At 63.4% G+C, this 18872-nt stretch carries 21 protein-coding genes; all 21 read left to right on the top strand.

Annotation, left to right across the window (positions count from 1 at the left end; genetic code table 11):
* The first annotated feature begins 261 nt into the window (after positions 1–261).
* The 21 genes from E3T51_RS17420 to rpsS all read left to right on the top strand — a co-directional run bounded on the left by E3T51_RS17420 (position 262) and on the right by rpsS (position 18868).
* The gene (locus E3T51_RS17420) at positions 262–720 is read left to right on the top strand and encodes a prepilin-type N-terminal cleavage/methylation domain-containing protein (protein WP_198417852.1); all 459 of its coding nucleotides are present in this window, start codon (positions 262–264) and stop codon (positions 718–720) included.
* Positions 721–869: 149 nt separating this feature from the next.
* The gene (locus E3T51_RS09745) at positions 870–2270 is read left to right on the top strand and encodes a type IV pilus modification PilV family protein (protein ID WP_134529657.1); all 1401 of its coding nucleotides are present in this window, start codon (positions 870–872) and stop codon (positions 2268–2270) included.
* Complete coding sequence (locus E3T51_RS09740) at positions 2270–2944, top strand: prepilin-type N-terminal cleavage/methylation domain-containing protein (RefSeq protein ID WP_134529656.1); 675 nt, start codon at positions 2270–2272, stop codon at positions 2942–2944. Before E3T51_RS09745 ends, E3T51_RS09740 begins: the two co-directional genes overlap by 1 nt.
* On the top strand, positions 2944–4734 hold the full coding sequence (locus tag E3T51_RS09735) for a hypothetical protein (RefSeq protein WP_134529655.1): 1791 nt from the start codon (positions 2944–2946) through the stop codon (positions 4732–4734). Before E3T51_RS09740 ends, E3T51_RS09735 begins: the two co-directional genes overlap by 1 nt.
* Before the next feature lie 37 nt (positions 4735–4771).
* A complete protein-coding gene (gene pilM / locus E3T51_RS09730) occupies positions 4772–5887 on the top strand; it encodes a type IV pilus assembly protein PilM (protein WP_134529654.1) in 1116 nt (371 codons plus the stop codon).
* Complete coding sequence (locus E3T51_RS09725) at positions 5884–6552, top strand: hypothetical protein (protein WP_134529653.1); 669 nt, start codon at positions 5884–5886, stop codon at positions 6550–6552. The genes pilM and E3T51_RS09725 overlap by 4 nt, the downstream gene beginning before the upstream one ends.
* 2 nt (positions 6553–6554) lie before the next feature.
* On the top strand, positions 6555–7220 hold the full coding sequence (locus tag E3T51_RS16750; protein WP_166806425.1) for a hypothetical protein: 666 nt from the start codon (positions 6555–6557) through the stop codon (positions 7218–7220).
* A gap of 88 nt (positions 7221–7308) precedes the next feature.
* On the top strand, positions 7309–8415 hold the full coding sequence (locus E3T51_RS09715) for an energy-coupling factor transporter transmembrane component T family protein (protein ID WP_134529652.1): 1107 nt from the start codon (positions 7309–7311) through the stop codon (positions 8413–8415).
* 178 nt (positions 8416–8593) lie between these two features.
* Positions 8594–9085, top strand: coding sequence for a DUF6121 family protein (locus E3T51_RS09710; RefSeq protein ID WP_134529651.1), 492 nt, complete (start codon positions 8594–8596; stop codon positions 9083–9085).
* 63 nt (positions 9086–9148) lie between these two features.
* Positions 9149–9865, top strand: a complete 717-nt coding sequence (locus E3T51_RS09705; RefSeq protein ID WP_134529650.1) for a spermidine/putrescine ABC transporter substrate-binding protein — start codon at positions 9149–9151, stop codon at positions 9863–9865.
* 428 nt (positions 9866–10293) lie between these two features.
* Entirely contained in the window at positions 10294–10668 is a 375-nt protein-coding gene (gene rpsL, locus E3T51_RS09700; protein ID WP_035834602.1) for a 30S ribosomal protein S12, read from the top strand.
* A complete protein-coding gene (gene rpsG, locus E3T51_RS09695; protein ID WP_092107221.1) occupies positions 10668–11138 on the top strand; it encodes a 30S ribosomal protein S7 in 471 nt (156 codons plus the stop codon). Before rpsL ends, rpsG begins: the two co-directional genes overlap by 1 nt.
* Positions 11139–11273: 135 nt before the next feature.
* Positions 11274–13388 carry an elongation factor G gene (gene fusA, locus E3T51_RS09690; RefSeq protein ID WP_134529649.1) on the top strand — a complete coding sequence of 705 codons (2115 nt, stop codon included), beginning with the start codon at positions 11274–11276 and terminating at the stop codon, positions 13386–13388.
* A gap of 134 nt (positions 13389–13522) precedes the next feature.
* Complete coding sequence (gene tuf / locus E3T51_RS09685) at positions 13523–14716, top strand: elongation factor Tu (RefSeq protein WP_104127849.1); 1194 nt, start codon at positions 13523–13525, stop codon at positions 14714–14716.
* Between the two features lie 144 nt (positions 14717–14860).
* Positions 14861–15298 (top strand): hypothetical protein, encoded by a 438-nt coding sequence (locus E3T51_RS09680; protein ID WP_134529648.1) that lies wholly within the window; start codon positions 14861–14863, stop codon positions 15296–15298.
* A gap of 483 nt (positions 15299–15781) precedes the next feature.
* Complete coding sequence (gene rpsJ, locus E3T51_RS09675) at positions 15782–16090, top strand: 30S ribosomal protein S10 (protein WP_035834607.1); 309 nt, start codon at positions 15782–15784, stop codon at positions 16088–16090.
* 8 nt (positions 16091–16098) lie between these two features.
* Entirely contained in the window at positions 16099–16758 is a 660-nt protein-coding gene (rplC, locus tag E3T51_RS09670; RefSeq protein ID WP_092107229.1) for a 50S ribosomal protein L3, read from the top strand.
* A gap of 5 nt (positions 16759–16763) precedes the next feature.
* Positions 16764–17414, top strand: a complete 651-nt coding sequence (gene rplD / locus E3T51_RS09665) for a 50S ribosomal protein L4 (RefSeq protein WP_104193398.1) — start codon at positions 16764–16766, stop codon at positions 17412–17414.
* Positions 17414–17716 carry a 50S ribosomal protein L23 gene (gene rplW, locus E3T51_RS09660; protein WP_092107233.1) on the top strand — a complete coding sequence of 101 codons (303 nt, stop codon included), beginning with the start codon at positions 17414–17416 and terminating at the stop codon, positions 17714–17716. The genes rplD and rplW overlap by 1 nt, the downstream gene beginning before the upstream one ends.
* A 21-nt stretch (positions 17717–17737) precedes the next feature.
* On the top strand, positions 17738–18577 hold the full coding sequence (gene rplB / locus E3T51_RS09655; RefSeq protein ID WP_092339441.1) for a 50S ribosomal protein L2: 840 nt from the start codon (positions 17738–17740) through the stop codon (positions 18575–18577).
* A 9-nt stretch (positions 18578–18586) separates the two neighbouring features.
* Positions 18587–18868 carry a 30S ribosomal protein S19 gene (rpsS, locus tag E3T51_RS09650; RefSeq protein WP_092107237.1) on the top strand — a complete coding sequence of 94 codons (282 nt, stop codon included), beginning with the start codon at positions 18587–18589 and terminating at the stop codon, positions 18866–18868.
* Positions 18869–18872 lie beyond the last annotated feature (4 nt).

The raw sequence follows: 18872 nt of genomic DNA, 5'->3' as shown, positions 1-18872 counted from the left end.
CCCCGATCCCCCCGCTCCGGCGGGGGCTTTTGGCGCGCCCGCGCGTAAGTAGGCCGCCCCCTTTGGGTGGCGTTCTTTCTGGGGGGTGGGTATTACCCAAATCACCCGCAAACGTGGGTCGTGCCCAAGAAAATCGCGCCCCTAATCTGAAGCTCCGATCGCATCGTCGGTCGAAAGAGTCACCGCAACACACAATCACAGCACAACGAGTCCTTACCCGGCTCGCCTCGCACGACCCACTCCAACCCGAATGGATACATCATGCTCACTCGCCTGCTCGCTTCCCTCAACCTGCGCCGCGCACGCTTCACCGAGAACCAAAGAGGGTTCACGCTGATCGAGTTGCTCGTTGTCGTGATCATCATCGGAATTCTCGCCGCCATCGCCATCCCGATCTACCTGGGCGTGCAGAACAACGCCAAGGACGCGAACGTCAAGAGCGACCTCGCCAACGCCAAGACCGCCATCATCGCGCTGCAGACCGAGACCGGTGCGCCGATCGCAACCGCGACGCTCGGCTCGATCGCCGGAATCGCGAGCTACGGCTACACCCAGAGCCCGAACACGGCCTCGATCAGCTATGTACACATTGGCGCAGTGACCGACCCCACCTTCTGCATCGGCGCCACCAGCGCGACCGGCGTGCAGTTCTACGTGACCGACCTCCTCGGCATCACCAAGCAGGCCACAACGGCTGCACCAACGACCTGCACCTTCTAAATCGCTCGAGCGCAGGCTCGGCGTCGGCCGGGGCGAACTTGAGGTCGCCCCGGTTGCGCGGCTTTGCCGCCAACCCACACCTGTCAGCCATCTGCTGCCTGCTATTTTCACCAGCTTGTCCCTAGCACTTCGCTTTCGAAGGAGGCCCCGTGCGTGCACTATTACGTCGCCTAGGTGTCTCCGACCTCCGAGCGAACCCCGAGGCCGGCATCAGCCTGATCGAAGTTCTCGTGGCCATGCTGATCTTTGCAATCATCGCCGTCGGCGTGGGTTACGGCATCGTCACCTCGCTCTACCTCAGCAACGACGCCCGGTCCCGCGAAGTCGCCACCAACCTGGCCGCCCAGGAGATCGACCTGGCCCGCTCGAGCGGCGACGTGTTCAGCGTGCTCGACCGCGACAGCACGGTCGTACTGAACGGCACCACCTTCTCCGTGCACCGCGCCACAGCCTGGGAGACCTCCACCGGGGCCGATGGTAACTGTGGTTCCGGAGGCGGCCAGCTGCGCTACCGCCACATCAACGTCACGGTCGGCTGGAACAGCATGCGCGCTTCGACCCCGCTCGTGCGCGCCGACAGCGCGCTCGCCCCCGGCAGTCGCATCAACGATCCCACCCTCGGCACCATCCTCGTGTCGGTGCTCACCGCCGCCGGCACCGGGGCCGCCGGGGTCGCCATCTCGGCCGTGCCGAACGCGGTCCCCAACGGTGCCCAGACCCTGTCAGTCGCTCCGCCCGCGACGGATGCCCAGGGCTGCAGCTACCTGCTCAAGGTCAAGCCCGGCACCTACGACGTCAGCGCCTCCCGCCCCAACTACGTGGACAAGAACCAGGCGACCACCTCGGTGAGGACGGTGGGTGTCGCGGCCGGAGCCGCGGCATCCGTTTCGTTCGCCTATGACCTCGCCGGCACCCTCACGGTCAATTACGCCACCAACGTCACCACCGGAACGACGCTGCTGCCGAGCGACCTGCACACCACTTGGCGCAGCACCTATGCCGCCTACACGCCGCTGAACGCCAGCGTTGCGACCACCCAGACCTTTCGGCTTCACCCGTTCGCCTCCGGCTATCAGGTTTTCGCCGGCACCTATGTAGCGCCCACTCCGATCATTCCCGCCACGCCAACGTCGCAGGGCTGTGTCTCGGTCGACCCAGCGGCCTGGACCACTCCGGCCGCGGACGGCGCGATCGGCACGGTTGCGGTTCAGGTAGCGACCTTGCCCGGCGGTGCTGCGACCGTGAACGTGCCGCTCGGTGTCTTCACCGTCACTGGCCTGGCCGGGCAGTACCTGCGGGCCGTGTCCCAGCCTGCAGGTGTTGTGCCAGGGGACCCCGGCTGCGCGCTGGGCACCACCTACACCTTCGGGCCACTTCCGGTCGGGGCTACGGCGCAGCTCGGGCTGCCGTTTGGTTCGTTCACCCTGTTTTCCGGAGTGACGAGCGGCGCGCAAATCATTCCGGTCATCGCTGCGAGCGTGACCGTGCAGACCCGGGGGAGTGCGGGCGCCGTTCTCACTCTCGATCCGCGCACGGTGGTGACCCCGTGATGCGCTGGCGCACAATTCGCACCGATCAGACCGGTCTGTCTCTCGTGGAACTGCTCGTGTCGGTGGTGCTGCTCGGCGTGTGTCTGGTCATGATCTCGGGACTCTATGTGAGCGCGACGCGGACGCTCGGCTCGGCCACGGCGCTGGGCACCAGCACCCGTGAAGCGTCCAACGGCATGAATGCGATAGCGCGGTCGATTCGCGCCGCCACGGCAAACCCTGTCGCGAGCCCCGCCCTCGCCGACCCGGCCATCTCCGAGGCGAGCAACGAATCCCTCACCCTGTATGCCTACGTCAACCTCGGTTTTTCCACCCAGCAACCGGTGAAAATTCGTCTCGCGGTCGACGCCGAGCGACGCCTGGTCGAGACGCGCTGGGCGTCGATCCCGCACTCCGGCGGCCTCTTCACCTTTGAGACCACCGCGCTGTCCTCCCGCATCCTGGCCCAGACCGTGTCGCCTTCCGGCAGCGGTCTGCCGCTGTTCAGCTTTGCCGACTCGGCAGGCGTTGTTGTGCCGGTCGATGTGGCGCCGACGCCGGTGCAACTGCGCAGCATCGTCACGGTCACGGTCACCCTCACGGTGCAGGCCAGTGCAACGGATGCCCGCAACGCGGTTACCCTGAGCAATACGGTCGGCATGCCCAACGTGCGCCTCGCGGGAGGGGGGCCGTGATGGGCGGCGCAGTTCGTCGCGCCTGGCTCTGGCGCACCGAACAACTCGCGCAGAAACCCGAACGCGGAGCAGCACTGCTCGTCGTGATCGGCATCGGCCTCGTGCTGCTCACCCTCGTCGCGACGGCCATGACCTTCTCGGTCAGCGGCAGCCTCAAAGCCACCGGCGACCAGAATTGGAACGGCGCGATGGCCGCTGCCTACGCCGGGGTCGACGAATACGAGAGCCGGCTCGCCAACGACAACACCTACTATCGATTCGGCAACCCCGCTGCGGCGTTCAGCTCCGGCAGCACGCTGATCGCTCCGATCGAGGCCAATCCGGCTTTCGGTGCGGGCGCTACCGGCGGCTGGGCGAGCGTTGCCGGTGGCGATGGCACCGCGTCGTTTCGCTACGAGGTCGATAACTCGGCCTACTCGTCGTCGGGGGTGCTGCGCATCCGCTCGACGGGCCGGGTCGGAACCAAGACCCGCAGCGTCGTCGCCAACCTCAAACAAGCGGGGTTCATCGACTTTTTGTATTTCACCATGTACGAGATTCAGGATCCGGCCCAGAGCGGCGTGACCAACCCCTCCTGCGCCGACACCTACGCCTGGGCGGGACGACCGGCGCCAAGCGGCGGCTGGAGCGTGTGCAGTGACGTCGCCTTTGGTGGCGGGGACGTGGTGAACGGCCCGGTGCACTCCAACGACACCATTCGAGTGTGCGACGCGACGTTCAATGGAAAAGTCACCACGGGCAATCCCGGCGCGGTCGGGGCGAACTACCTGCGCCGAAACTCTGCCGGATCGAACTGCGGCGGGCAGGTGTTCAACGGCGGCCTGCCCACCAACAGCCCCGTCATCGCGATGCCCGCGACGAACGCGTCGTTGCGCGGTGAGACCCGCACCGACGCCGGCGTCGCCGAACCCGGCTGCCTCTACACCGGACCCACCAGTATCGTGCTGAACTCCAACGGCACCATGACCATCCGCTCACCGTGGAGCAGGGCTACCCGGGTCGTCGGCGAACCGGCCACGTCGGGCAGCATGCCCGCCGCCTGCGGTATGCCCGGCACCGGCACCGGCGCACTCGGATCGTCTGGCGGTGCCACCGTGCCGGTATTGGACGCCAACCTGTTGTTCGTGCAGAGCGTGCCCCTGCTGACGGCCGACCCCAATTTCAGGAGCGCTACCACCTGGCCGACCGGTCAGAGCGCCGCGACCTGCGCGGCCGGCAACGGTATCGGCTTTCCCCGGTCGAACGAGAACGTGGCCTCCATTGCCACCTCGTACGGCTGCCGCCACGGTGACGCCTTCATCAAGGGCACCCTCGCCGGCACCATGACCGTCGCCACCGACAATTTTCTCTACGTCACCGGCAACATCATTTACGCGGATACCGCAGCCGATGTGCTCGGTCTGGTCGCGCAAAACGCCCTCTGGATCTGGAACCCGGTCTGTACCGGCTGGGGCTGCCCTGGCGGCGGCGGAGCCCTTCTGCCCGACAACCGACGCATCGACGCGGCCATGCTCTCGCTCGACCACACCGTGCAGGTGCAGAACAACGATCGCGGCGGCAGCCAGGGCGTGCTCACGATCAACGGATCGCTTGCCCAGAAGTATCGCGGCATCGTGCGGGTGACCAACAGCAGCGGCGTCAACGGGTACAGCAAGAACTACACCTACGATCCACGATTTCGCTACATCGCACCCCCCAAGTATCTTTCGCCGGTGGCCGCGACCTACGGCGTGAGCCTTCTGGTGGAAGTCACCACGGCCTTCACCGCCGCGGGAGCGTTGATTCCATGAGCATCATCCTCGACCTATATATAAGGGAGTACCGCGCGTGTCCTCAAGCATCGTAGGAATAGACATCGGCACGGCTCAGCTGCGTGCCGTCGAGGTGCGCAACCCCGGCAAAACTCGGCCACTGGTGCTGCGCTATCACGAGGTGCCGCTGCCCGTCGGCGCCGTCATCGGCGGCGAGGTGCTCGAGCCGCATACCGTCGCGGCGGCGCTCAAAACCTTGTGGTCAAGTGGCGGGTTCCGCTCCCGCCAGGTCGTGCTCGGCATGGGCAGTCAGCGGGTGCTCGCCCGCGACCTGAGCGTGCCTAAAATGTCGCTCGCGCGCATCCGCCAGTCGCTGTCATTCGAGGTACAGGACCTCCTGCCGGTGCCCGTGGCTGATGCCCTGCTCGACTTCTATCCCATCTCGGAATCCACCACAGAGCACGGACCCACCGTGCACGGGCTGCTCATCGCGGCGGTCAAGGCTGCGGTCGTCGCCAACGTGTCTGCGGTTCGGCTGGCCGGCCTCACCACGATCGATGTCGACCTGATTCCGTTCGCGGTCAGCCGCCTGCTGGTCACCCGCCCCGGCATCGACGGTGTCGTCGCGGTGATCGACCTCGGCGCCTCGACCACGAGCGTAGTCGTCGCCCGGCAGGGTGTACCGCAGTTCGTGCGCATCATCCCCACCGGCGGCGACGACGTCACCCGTGCCGTCGCTGCCGGCTTGAAAACGGATGTCGGCACTGCCGACCTCCTCAAACGTCGCGTCGGCCTGCTGGCGCGCGCTGCAGCCGATGCCCGACCGGGGTCCTCCCGCAGCACGGTCCCGTTCGACGGGGTCATCGCTGGCGGATCAGGCCCGATCGACACGGTCGGTGCCGATATCATCGCGGAGGTCATGAACGATCAGCTCGGCAGTGTGCTCAACACCCTCAACTACTACACGAACACTCGTCCCAGCGATCCGGTGACCGCGATCGTACTCAGCGGCGGGGGAGCGCAGATGCCTGGGCTGCGGGAGGCCGTGTCGAAACTGACCCGTCTCAGGGTGTCTGCCGGGGAACCGTTGTCGACGGTGGCGCTGGCATCCGCTGTCGATGCGGAAGGGCTGCGCCAAAGCGGGGCCGCCTACACCGTGGCACTTGGACTTGCGCTCGGGCGTGCAGCATGAGGCGCAGAGCGAAAGAAGACGTGCTGGTTATCGGCGGCGACCATCGGCTGGACCTGCTCCCGCCTGAGGTACGCGCTGAACGTCGCGGCCGGCAGCAACGACGACGACTGACCCTCGGTGTCGTCGGGGTCGCAGCGGTCGTCGCGCTGCTCGTCGCATCGGCGAGCGCCCTTTCGTATACGGCCCAGGTGAATCTGGCCAGCGAGCAGGACCGGACCGCAACCCTACTGACCGAACAGGGTCAGTATTTCGCCGTGCGCGCATTGCAAAATCAGGTCACGCTCACCGAGGCGGCGCAGAGGGTCGGAGCCTCCACCGAAATCGACTGGAAGACCTACCTCGATGCCGTGCAGAACACCCTGCCGCGCAGCGTGGCGATCGCCACCGTGCAGGTTGATTCGGCCACACCGCTGGTCGCCTATACCCAGGCGACCGCTCCCTTGCAGGGCTCACGAGTCGCGACGGTATCGTTCACCGCCACGAGCAACGTACTGCCGGATATCCCGGCCTGGCTCACCGCGCTCGGCACCCTCGACGGGTTCGCCGACGCTTTGCCCGGATCGGTCACCCTCGATCAAACCACGGGCACCTATACGGTCACCATCACCATGCACATCAACGACACCGCGTTCGCGCATCGTTTCGACCCGATCGAAAAGAAGTAGCCATGGACAGGAACAAACTTTGGCTCATCGGCTCCGTGCTGGTGACAGGCGTCATCGTCGTTCTCGGCGTCATGCTGGGGATTCAACCGCAGCTTGCGAGTATGAATTCCGCCGACGCGAGCCGCACCGCCGTGCAGGCGACCAATGCCGGCCACGTCGCGCTGCTTGCCCGCCTCAAGCATGACTTCAAAAATCTCAACGCGCTGACCACGACCGCAGACGCGCTCGCCGAATCGGTGCCCAGCGGCTCGGCTATGCCAGCTCTGGTCGACCAGCTCGACGCCCAGGCCCTGGCCACCGGCCTCACCCTGACCGGGATGACCGTGACCGAAGCGGTGGCGTACGCACCGATCGCGCCGGTGGCGCCGGTGGCGCCGGTCGCGCCGGTCGCGGCCGAAGCTCCAGCCGTCGTTCCGGCCGTTGCCACGGCGCCCAGCGCCACAGAGATCACCAACACCAACTTCGCCGCCTTCCCGCTGCAGGTCACTGTCACGGGCAGCTATGGCCAGGTGCTCGATTTCGTCTCGCGTTTGCAATCCGGGAGTCGGTTGTTCCTCGTCGACGGCCTGGGCACCGCAGCAGCACCCGGGCTGCCGGGCGCGGTGAACGCGACGATCTCGGGGCTGGTGTATTCGCTCGTGGCAGCGCCGCCGGCATCCGCGGGATAATACGAGTGGCGCGCCGAGTCTCCGTGGCATTTGCCGTGCCATTGGTACAGTAGAAGTCAGTCACGGCGAAGGCCACGAGGAGTTCAGCATGAGCGACAACACGCCAACCGACGGCAAGAAGAATCCTGAAACGGATGCTGCCACCGCGCCCGATCTGACCCCGTCAGAGCAGGGTTCCACCGACCAGGTCGGTGCCCCCGAGCACGCCGAAGCGGAGTCGACCTCGGAGCGATCTGCGGTCACGCCGGAAGCCGTACAGGAGCCCATCGTCATCGACTATGACGCCATCAACGCCAACCTGAGTGCGGCCGAGCGCGCCGATGCGGTGACCGCTTCGACCGCAGCCCGCAATTCGGCACCCATGTCGACGGCCGCTCCGGTCGCGTCGACGGATGCCGTCGCGCCGAGCCTCGCCGATGACTATGCCGACTCCTATACGCCCGCCGAAACTGTTCCGGCGAAAAGTACCGGCGTTGACTCCGAGCCGACGTTGCCGGTTGTGCCCGTCGCGCTTGTTGTGGGAACCACCGCAGCGGAGTCACCTATTGACTACGCCGTCGTCGATGCCCCGCGTGACGTGCCGGTCTCGACCCCGTCGTCGTATACACCTCCGGACCAGTCGCCGATCTACGTGCAGGCACCCACGAAGCCGAAAGACCGCAGCAACCGCGGCGGCGGCATTCTGATCGCCCTGCTCGCCACAGTCGTGTTTGCCGTGCTCTATGCCATTGCGGCCTTCGTTATCATCGGCCTGACGAGCACGACCATGGCGGCGACCGTAGACGGGTTCAGCACCGTGGCCCTTCTTCCACTCTTCTACATTCCCATCATTTTCTTCTTCCTCGCCTTCATCGGGCTGATCTCCCTGGTCAATCGGGGCGGCTGGTGGGCCTACGTGCTGTTCGGGTTCCTCGTGGCCGCAGTGGTCTATCTCTCCTATATCGGCGGTGCGCTGCTCGGCCTCATGCTTGATGGCAGCCTGGACGGCATCAGCCCGGCTGAACTCAACCGCTTCGTTGGCACCCTGTGGCTAAATCCCGGTGCGATCGCTGCCGGGCTGATCGCCCGCGAGGTACCGATCTGGGCTGGCGCCTGGATCGCCCGCCGCGGACGCCGTGTCACCGCCAGGAACCTTGAGGCCCGCACCGAGTACGAGCGCCTCCTCGCCGACGGCCCACACGTCACCCGCGCCTAACCCGAATTCCGGAGTGGCCCCCTCTCACGGACGGGGCCCGGGCCCGGAACGTGGGCCCATGTTATAACCTGGGCCGGGGGACGGGGCCCGGGCCCCGTCCGGCGGCAGCGGTCTCGCGCACGCCTCGGCGGGCATCCGTTCGGCAGCGCGATACACCCGGCGGGCCTACGCTGGAGCCATGCGGGAATACCGAAAGTACGCGATCACCGTGGCGGCCTTTTCGGTTGCGCTCTATGTCGCGCTCATCGTGGCGGCGTTCGGCATCCTGAGCCTGCTGCTCGATCGCGATGTCATCAACGAAACGGATGCCGGCGCCCTCCTCGGCCCCATCATGGTCACCATCGCGGTGCTTGCGCTGGTCTGGGTCATCCTCAATGCCGTGTTGCGGTCCCCAGAGCGACTGACACAAATTCCTCCGCTACCGATCTTCATCGCGGGCGTCGCCGCCTATCTGGGCTATTGCATCTCCGGGGGAGTCGTCTACAGCCTCGGCGCCGGCGAACTCTTTCGCTCGGTCATCTTCATTGGCGCCGAATTGACGAGCCCATTCGCGATCGCCGTCGCCGTGAGCGGCTGGCTCATCGCCTTTCTGTTCTTTCTGGTACTGCTGGCTAAACCGGCAGGATCCGGCGCCCCGGAGTGGCCGTGGGAGAAGAACGACGACAACTAGCCCGCGACGAGGGTGCAATCTTGGCATCTCGCGCAGCAAGCGTTACGAGTACCCTTATGCACTATGGACAGGTCCATCGAGTCGCGCGTCAACCACGAGGTTGAGAACTGGCTGCGTTGGATCACAAGGTGGCGCCCCGCGACACACCGCGGTCGGGCGCGCCTCTGCCGTCAGTGCTTTGGATCGCCGATCGTCGCCTCCGCCGGACTCGCGGTCGACGTCCCCCACGTCGTTCAGCATGCCCTATCAATGCGCATGAAGATCGTCATCGATGCCTCCGTCGACGAATACACCGAGCTCAACCTGCCCCGGCTCGCGCACGAACTCAATCTGAGCGAGCGACGCGAATCCGCCCAGGCCTACCGTCCCGCCGAGGGCCTCGACCCGGAGTTTCGCGGCCTGGACCTCGACCCGCAACCGGCAGCAGACACCCCCTATCTCTTCACCTTCGGTGAACTCGCCGACCAGCACCTCCCCGCCGTGCAATCACCGTCTCTACCCGCCGCGGAATCCGACAGTGCCAAGCACGAGCACAGTCTTCCGCCATCCTCCGACCCCCTTCCGCCGCTCAGTCCCGAAGAAAAGCAAGCGCTCAAAGCCGAGATGCAACTTGCCGACGAGTTCGCGACCCAGGTAGGCCTGCGAGTCTGCGCCCAGCTCACCCAACAGAGGCCCCGCCTGCTCGAGGCCATCGCGCAATTCGTCGAGCCCCAGGTGCAGGCCCTGCTCGTCGACCTCGGGAGCACCCTGGATTCCCCGCTGTGGCCGCGCAACTCGTAGTCGAGCCGGAGTATCCGCTTTTTGCCGACCGGGCCCACCCTATGAACCCGGGCCCAGTTTATAAACTGGGCCCGGGGACGGGGCCCAGGCCCCGTCCGCATCTACGGCACGAAAATGGCGGCCGGGCGGTGTCCGCAACCCATTTGACCGTGGCGGCCGCGCCAGGCTAGGATTATCCGGTGTGCGCTTTGTCGTGCGCCTGAATTATGCCCGCACGATGTTCGCATCGAGGAAGCACCAGGTCGGGGCAAGATTCCACACATGCAGGGTTTACTCAACGAGTAGCCCCCACGGCATACCCACCAAAACACGCGCGAGCAATCGTGTGGGTTCAAGCGGGTCCAGATGAACTCGACCAAATCGTAAGAAGTGGTCGAATGCTAACCATCACAAAGCTGTCACCGTGCAGCAATAACAAGGAGTAATTAGTGCCCACCATTCAGCAGTTGGTCAGGAAGGGCCGTAGCCCCAAGGTCACCAAGACCAAGGCTCCCGCCCTGAAGTCCAACCCGCAGCAGCGCGGCGTTTGCACCCGCGTGTACACGACCACCCCGAAGAAGCCGAACTCGGCTCTGCGTAAGGTCGCCCGCGTCAAGCTTTCCAACGGTACAGAGGTCACCGCCTACATTCCCGGCGAGGGCCACAACCTGCAGGAGCACTCCATGGTGCTCGTGCGCGGAGGCCGTGTTAAGGACCTCCCCGGTGTGCGGTACAAAATCATTCGCGGCGCACTGGACACCCAGGCCGTCAAGAACCGTAAGCAGGCCCGCAGCCGCTACGGCGCAAAGATGGAGAAGAAGTAATGCCCCGTAAAGGACCCGCTCCCAAGCGCCCTGTCATTGCCGACCCGGTTTACGGTGCACCCATCGTCAGCCAGCTCGTCAACAAGATCCTTCTCGATGGCAAAAAGGGCCTCGCCGAGCGCATCGTTTACGATGCCCTCGCCGGTGTCTCTGCCAAGAACGAGCTGGATGCCGTTGTCACGCTGAAGAAGGCACTCGACAACGTTCGTCCGACCCTCGAGGTGCGTTCGCGCCGCGTCGGTGGTTCCACCTATCAGGTGCCCGTCGAAGTCAAGCCGCACCGCGCCAACACGCTGGCCCTTCGCTGGTTGACCAGCTACGCCAAGGCGCGTCGCGAGAAGACCATGACCGAGCGCCTCACCAACGAGATCCTCGACGCGAGCAACGGCCTCGGTGCCGCTGTCAAGCGTCGTGAAGACACTCACAAAATGGCTGAAGCGAACAAGGCCTTCGCTCACTACCGCTGGTAGTTAGCGCGCTGGAGCTACGGCAATCGCGCCAGCGATTGCACGTTGCCAGCGCCGAGGGAGCCTGCGACCGAGGTAAAACTTCGGTCGCAGGACTCTGTTCCAACAATTCCACCCCTACCCTTCCGGAGGACCCCCGTGGCACTTGACGTGCTCACCGACCTGAGTAAGGTCCGCAACATCGGCATCATGGCTCACATTGATGCTGGCAAGACCACCACAACTGAGCGCATCCTGTTCTACACGGGTGTCAACCACAAGATCGGCGAGACCCACGACGGCGCCTCGACGATGGACTGGATGGCGCAGGAGCAGGAACGTGGCATCACGATCACCTCCGCTGCGACAACGTGCTTCTGGGACAACAACCAGATCAACATCATCGACACCCCCGGACACGTGGACTTCACCGTGGAGGTGGAGCGTTCGCTCCGCGTTCTCGACGGTGCTGTTGCCGTGTTCGACGGCAAGGAGGGCGTTGAGCCCCAGTCCGAAACCGTGTGGCGTCAGGCCGACAAGTACGACGTGCCGCGCATTTGCTTCGTCAACAAGATGGACAAGCTCGGCGCCGACTTCTATTTCACGGTCGACACCATCATCAAGCGCCTCGGCGCGAAGCCGCTGGTCATCCAGCTGCCGATCGGTGCAGAATCTGACTTCGAGGGTGTCGTTGACCTCGTTCAGATGCGCGCGCTGACCTGGCGTGGCGACTCCAAGGGTGACGTGGAGATGGGCTCGAAGTACGCCATCGAAGAGATCCCCGCCGACCTCGTGGAGAAGGCTGCCGAGTACCGCAAGCTTCTGCTCGAGACCGTCGCCGAAACCGACGACGACCTTATGGAGCGTTACTTCGCCGGCGAAGAGCTGACGGTTGCCGAGATCAAGGGCGCCATCCGCAAGCTCACCATCAACAGCGAGATCTACCCGGTTCTGTGTGGTTCTGCGTTCAAGAACCGCGGCGTTCAGCCGATGCTCGACGCTGTCGTTGACTACCTCCCCACCCCGCTCGACGTGGCCGCCATTGAGGCGCACGACGTTCGCGACGAGGAGAAGGTCATCATGCGTCACCCGGACGCCGAGGAGCCGTTCACGGCTCTCGCGTTCAAGGTTGCGGTGCACCCGTTCTTCGGCCGCCTCACCTACGTGCGCGTGTACTCGGGCCGTCTCGACTCCGGAGCCCAGGTCATCAACTCGACCAAGGGCAAGAAGGAGCGCATCGGCAAGATCTTCCAGATGCACGCCAACAAGGAGAACCCGGTCGGTTTCGTCACCGCCGGTCACATCTACGCGGTCATCGGCCTCAAGGACACCACCACGGGCGACACCCTGTGCGACCCGAACCAGCAGGTCGTACTCGAGTCCATGACCTTCCCTGACCCGGTTATCGAGGTCGCCATCGAGCCCAAGACCAAGCAGGACCAGGAAAAGCTGGGCCTTGCTATTCAGAAGCTTGCCGAAGAAGACCCCACCTTCCGTACCGAGCAGAACCAGGAAACTGGCCAGACGGTAATCAAGGGAATGGGTGAACTTCACCTGGACATCCTCGTCGACCGCATGAAGCGTGAATTCAACGTTGAGGCAAACGTCGGCAAGCCCCAGGTGGCGTACCGTGAAACGATCCGCAAGGCCGTTGAGCGTCACGACTACACGCACAAGAAGCAGACCGGTGGATCCGGCCAGTTCGCGAAGATTCAGATCGCGATCGAGCCGATGGAAATCACTGCTGAGAAGTCGTACGAGTTTCTCAACAAGGTCACCGGTGGCCGTATCCCGCGTGAGTACATCCCCTCGGTGGATGCTGGAATTCAGGATGCGCTGCGCGTAGGCGTCCTGGCCGGCTACCCGATGGTGGGCGTTCGAGCCAGCCTGCTTGACGGCGCTGCGCACGACGTTGACTCCTCGGAGATGGCCTTCAAGATTGCCGGCTCGATGGGCTTCAAGGAAGCCGTTCGTAAGGCGAACCCCGTTCTGCTCGAGCCGCTGATGGCCGTCGAAGTTCGTACCCCTGAGGAATACATGGGTGACGTAATCGGAGACCTCAACTCGCGTCGTGGGCAGATCCAGACCATGGAGGATGCGCAGGGTGTGAAGGTAATTCGCGCCCACGTTCCACTGTCGGAGATGTTCGGATACATCGGTGACCTGCGGTCGAAGACCTCAGGCCGGGCGGTGTACTCGATGACGTTCGAGAGCTATGCGGAGGTCCCGAAGGCAGTTGCCGACGAGATCATCAACAAGAACAAGGGCGAATAGCCCACTGTTCTGGCCTTCGGGCCGAATCGCTTCGGCCACCTGGCCCTAGTAACATAAGTAGACACATCCAGCGCATACCGGCCGTTCATAACGGCGGCCGTGAATTTGCACGCGAGTCCTGAGGAGGACCCACAGTGGCCAAGGCCAAGTTCGAGCGGACAAAGCCGCACGTAAACATCGGAACGATCGGTCACGTTGACCACGGAAAGACCACGCTGACTGCAGCGATCTCCAAGGTTCTTGCCGATAAGTTCCCGTCCAAGATCAACGTTCAGCGCGACTTCGCGTCGATTGACTCGGCTCCGGAAGAACGCCAGCGCGGCATCACGATCAACATTTCGCATGTTGAATACGAGACCGACAAGCGTCACTATGCGCACGTCGATGCTCCGGGCCACGCTGACTACATCAAGAACATGATCACCGGTGCTGCTCAGATGGACGGCGCAATCCTCGTGGTTGCCGCCACTGACGGCCCGATGGCTCAGACCCGTGAGCACGTTCTTCTCGCCAAGCAGGTCGGCGTGCCGACCCTGCTCGTCGCGCTGAACAAGGCCGACATGGTTGACGACGAAGAGATCATGGAGCTCGTTGAGCTCGAAGTTCGTGAACTTCTCTCCAGCCAGGGCTTCGATGGCGACAACGCCCCCGTCGTTCCGGTGTCCGCACTCAAGGCGCTCGAGGGCGACGAGAAGTGGACCGCCAACATCCTGACTCTCATGCAGGCCGTTGACGACTTCATCCCGGACCCGATCCGCGACAAGGACAAGCCGTTCTTGATGCCGATCGAGGACGTCTTCACGATCACCGGTCGTGGCACCGTTGTTACGGGCCGCGCCGAGCGTGGAACCCTCAAGATCAACTCCGAGATCGAGATCGTCGGCATCCGCCCGACGCAGAAGACCACGGTTACCGGTATTGAGATGTTCCACAAGCAGCTCGATGAGGCGTGGGCCGGCGAGAACTGTGGACTTCTTCTTCGTGGCACCAAGCGCGAAGACGTTGAGCGCGGCCAGGTCGTCGTCAAGCCGGGTTCGGTTACGCCGCACACCGACTTCGAGGGCACCGCGTACATCCTCAGCAAGAACGAGGGTGGCCGTCACAACCCGTTTTACGCGAACTACCGCCCGCAGTTCTACTTCCGCACCACGGACGTCACCGGCGTCATCACGCTGCCAGAGGGCACCGAGATGGTCATGCCTGGCGACACCACCGACCTGACTGTCGCGCTGATTCAGCCGATCGCCATGGAAGAGGGCCTCGGCTTCGCTATCCGTGAGGGTGGCCGCACCGTCGGCGCCGGCACGGTGACCAAGATCATCAAGTAGTCTCTTTCTACTGATCTCCTAAAGGGGGTCGGGCCTTCGGGTCCGACCCCTTTTTTGCACCCCAAACGAAGTCGAATACTTCAAGTGGATGACGATACTCACCTGTCCGACGCGGGATGGTGGATATCCGGTTATGTTCTGCGCATGCAGATATCGAAACTGGAAATGCGCATTCTGTTAGGGATTGCGGTTGTCGTCATCGCCATCCTCGCCGTGGTGATCGTGCCACGCCTGGTCGGGTCTGCTCCCGTCGCTGAACCCCCGATCGCTCAGGTCACGCCGACTATCACTGCGTCACCGATCGCCACGCCAACGCCGACCGCTCAGTCTGAACAGCAGGTTCTCGACAGCATCGTGGCGAGTACCGTCAGTGTGTACAGCGTGCTGGTCTGCGACAGCCTCACGCAGTATGCCTCCCTGACGATTCCCGAGATCATCAACAGGGTGCTTGCTGAATACCCAACTACCGGTTTGTCTGACCAATCACGACAGATTATGGCCCATCGAGTTCTCAGCGAATCCACTGCCAAAAGCTGCCCCGACCAGAGCCCGCGCGTTGCTGCCGGCATCACCGCAGGCTAGCCGTCCAAGTAGCAGGAAAGCCGACGCCCACGGCCTCTTGGTTGGGCCTTGCGTCTCGAAATCGCGCGACACGCCGAATGCGACACGCCCGGGTTGCATGAAGTGGCAACTGTGTGGCAGACTCTTCTAGTTCAACACTTTCGGCGTGCGCTACGCGTCGCCGGAATCACTGCCAGGCAGTGCATAGTCGCGTCACGCTCATTCGAAAAACACATTGTCGGATGAGCGCAGATTGCAGGCTAGGCCGCAGGGAGCAGAGCGAAGTACAAATCAACGATCTGGTCGGCCTGGGTAAAACCGTGCCGTCCCCCAGGTTCTGCTTCTGGGAGTCGACGTTGACGATGAGCGTCGATTATTTGGCGTGAATCGAAATTGACATATGAACAGTGGTGCTAATGGCAGCAGTGCTACTACGGCGTCCAATGCAACCTCGGCAAATCCTGCCGTTGTCTGTAAGACGCCTCGACAGAGAGAGAGTTCGACATGGCGGGACAGAAGATCCGCATTCGACTTAAGTCGTATGACCACGAGGTCATCGACATTTCGGCGCGTAAGATCGTCGACACAGTGACCCGTGCGGGCGCTACAGTCGTCGGCCCGGTGCCGCTTCCGACCGAGAAGAACGTGGTGTGTGTCATCCGTTCTCCTCACAAGTACAAGGACAGCCGGGAGCACTTTGAAATGCGCACCCACAAGCGTCTGATCGACATCATTGACCCGACCCCGAAGGCTGTTGACTCGCTCATGCGCCTCGACCTTCCGGCCGACGTCAACATCGAGATCAAGCTCTAGGGCCCGCGATGTCTTACTCCGACACCAAGACCACCAAGGGTCTCCTCGGCAAAAAGCTCGGCATGACTCAGGTCTGGGACGAGAACAACAAGCTTGTTCCCGTTACCGTCATCGAGATCGCGCCGAACGTTGTCACGCAGATTCGCACCAAGGCAGTGGATGGCTATAACGGCGTTCAGATCGCCGCCGGCCCCATCGACCCGCGCAAGGTCAACAAGCCCCTTGCCGGTCACTTCGACAAGGCCGGCGTCACGCCGCGTCGCCACATCACCGAGCTCCGCACCGCGGACGCCGCTGACTACAACCTGGGCCAGGAGCTCACCGTTGACGGTGTTTTCGCTGCCGGCACCAAGGTTGATGTCATGGGCACCAGCAAGGGTAAGGGTTTCGCCGGTGTTATGAAGCGTCACAACTTCAAGGGTGTCTCCTCCTCTCACGGTTCGCACCGCAACCACCGCAAGCCCGGTTCCATCGGCGCTTCCTCGACCCCGAGCCGTGTCTTCAAGGGCATGCGCATGGCCGGTCGTATGGGTGGCGAGCGCGTAACCGTGCTGAACCTCAAGGTGCACGCTATTGACGCCGACAAGGGCCTCATGCTCGTCAAGGGTGCCGTTCCCGGTGCTCGTGGCCGCCTCGTATTCGTTCGCAACGCAGTGAAGGGAGCCTAGTCACCATGGCTACAGCACTCGACATCATTGACGCCAAGGGCAAGAAGGCAGGCTCAGCTGAGCTTCCCGACGAACTCTTCGACGTTCCCGCCAACATTCCCCTCATCCACCAGGTCGTTGTCGCGCAGCTCGCTGCCGCACGCCAGGGAACGAGCAAGGTCAAGCGCCGTGGAGAAGTTTCCGGTGCCGGCCGCAAGCCGTTCAAGCAGAAAGGAACCGGTCGCGCTCGTCAGGGCTCAATCCGTGCTCCTCAGATGACCGGTGGTGGAATCGTCCACGGACCGACCCCGCGCAGCTACGACCAGCGCACCCCGAAAAAGATGATCGCCGCAGCCCTCAAGGGTGCACTGAGCGACCGCGCCCGCGGTGGCCGCCTGCACATCGTCGAGGCACTGTTCACGGCGGAGACCCCCAACACCAAGGTTGCCCTGGAGCTGCTCACGCAGATCGCCACGAGCAAGCACGTGCTGGTTGTTCTCGAGCGCACCGACGAGACCACGTTGCGCAGCATTCGCAACCTCCCGACGGTGCACATCCTCTCGTGGGATCAGCTCAACGCCTATGACGTGCTCGTCAGCGACGACATCGTCTTCACCACCGGCGCGTTCAACGCGTTCGTGGAGAGCAAGACCAAGAAGGAAGAGGTGGCTGCATAATGACTATCGCGACCAACAAGGACCCCCGCGACATCATCATCTCTCCGGTTGTCTCTGAGAAGAGCTACGGCCTGATTGACGAGGGTAAGTACACCTTCATCGTTGACCCCCGCTCGAACAAGACGGAGATCAAGCTCGCGATCGAAAAGATCTTCAAGGTGCAGGTCGCTTCGATCAACACCCTGAACCGCGTGGGCAAGACTCGCCGCACCAAGTTCGGCATGGGCAAGCGCAAGGACACCAAGCGTGCCATTGTCACGCTCAAGTCTGGCTCCATCGACATCTTCACGGCCGTCGGCTAGCGACAGGCAGAGGGATAACTAATGGCTATTCGTAAGTACAAGCCCACGACCCCGGGTCGACGCGGTTCATCCGTTGCCGACTTCGCGGAAATCACGCGTTCCACCCCGGAGAAGTCGCTTCTGCGTCCGCTCTCCAAGACCGGTGGACGTAACAACCAGGGCCGCATCACGACCCGTCACATCGGTGGTGGCCACAAGCGCCAGTACCGCGTGATCGACTTCAAGCGCAACGACAAGGACGGCGTCAACGCCCGCGTCGCTGAAATTGAATACGACCCGAACCGTACGGCGCGCATCGCGCTCCTGCACTTCATCGACGGCACGAAGCGTTACATCATCGCGCCGAACAAGCTCAGCCAGGGCGACATCATCGAATCGGGAGCCGGGGCTGACATCAAGCCCGGTAACAACCTGCCGTTGAAGAACATCCCCACCGGTACCATCATTCACGCGATTGAGCTGCGTCCGGGCGGTGGCGCCAAGATGGCCCGCTCCGCCGGTTCGTCGGTTCGTCTCGTCGCGAAGGAGGGCGTCTACGCCCAGCTTCGTCTGCCGTCTGGTGAAATCCGCAACGTGGATGCTCGCTGCCGCGCGACGATCGGCGAGGTCGGCAACGCCGAGCAGTCGAACATCAACTGGGGCAAGGCCGGACGTATGCGCTGGAAAGGCGTTCGCCCGACCGTTCGTGGTGTTGCCATGAACCCGGTCGATCACCCGCACGGTGGTGGTGAGGGTAAGACGTCCGGTGGACGTCACCCCGTCAGCCCCTGGGGCCAGAAGGAAGGGCGCACCCGCCACCCGAATAAGGAAAGCGACAAGCTCATTGTTCGTCGCCGTACCGTCGGCAAGAAGCGTAAGTAGGAGTAGACGATGCCAAGAAGTCTTAAGAAAGGCCCCTTCGTTGACGACCACCTGCTTCGCAAGGTGTTCGCGGCGAACGAAGCCAAGAGCAAGAACGTAATCAAGACCTGGTCGCGCCGCTCGATGATCATCCCCGACATGCTCGGACACACCATCGCAGTGCACGACGGACGCAAGCACATCCCGGTGTTCGTCACCGAGAGCATGGTCGGTCACAAGCTCGGTGAGTTTGCACCTACCCGCACCTTCCGTGGACACGTGAAGGACGACAAGAAGGGCCGTCGCCGCTAACGCG

Source organism: Cryobacterium serini, from assembly GCF_004404025.1.
Taxonomy (GTDB): domain Bacteria; phylum Actinomycetota; class Actinomycetes; order Actinomycetales; family Microbacteriaceae; genus Cryobacterium; species Cryobacterium serini.
The sequence above is the reverse complement of the archived record's forward strand: the minus strand, read 5'-3'. Positions and strand labels throughout refer to the sequence as shown.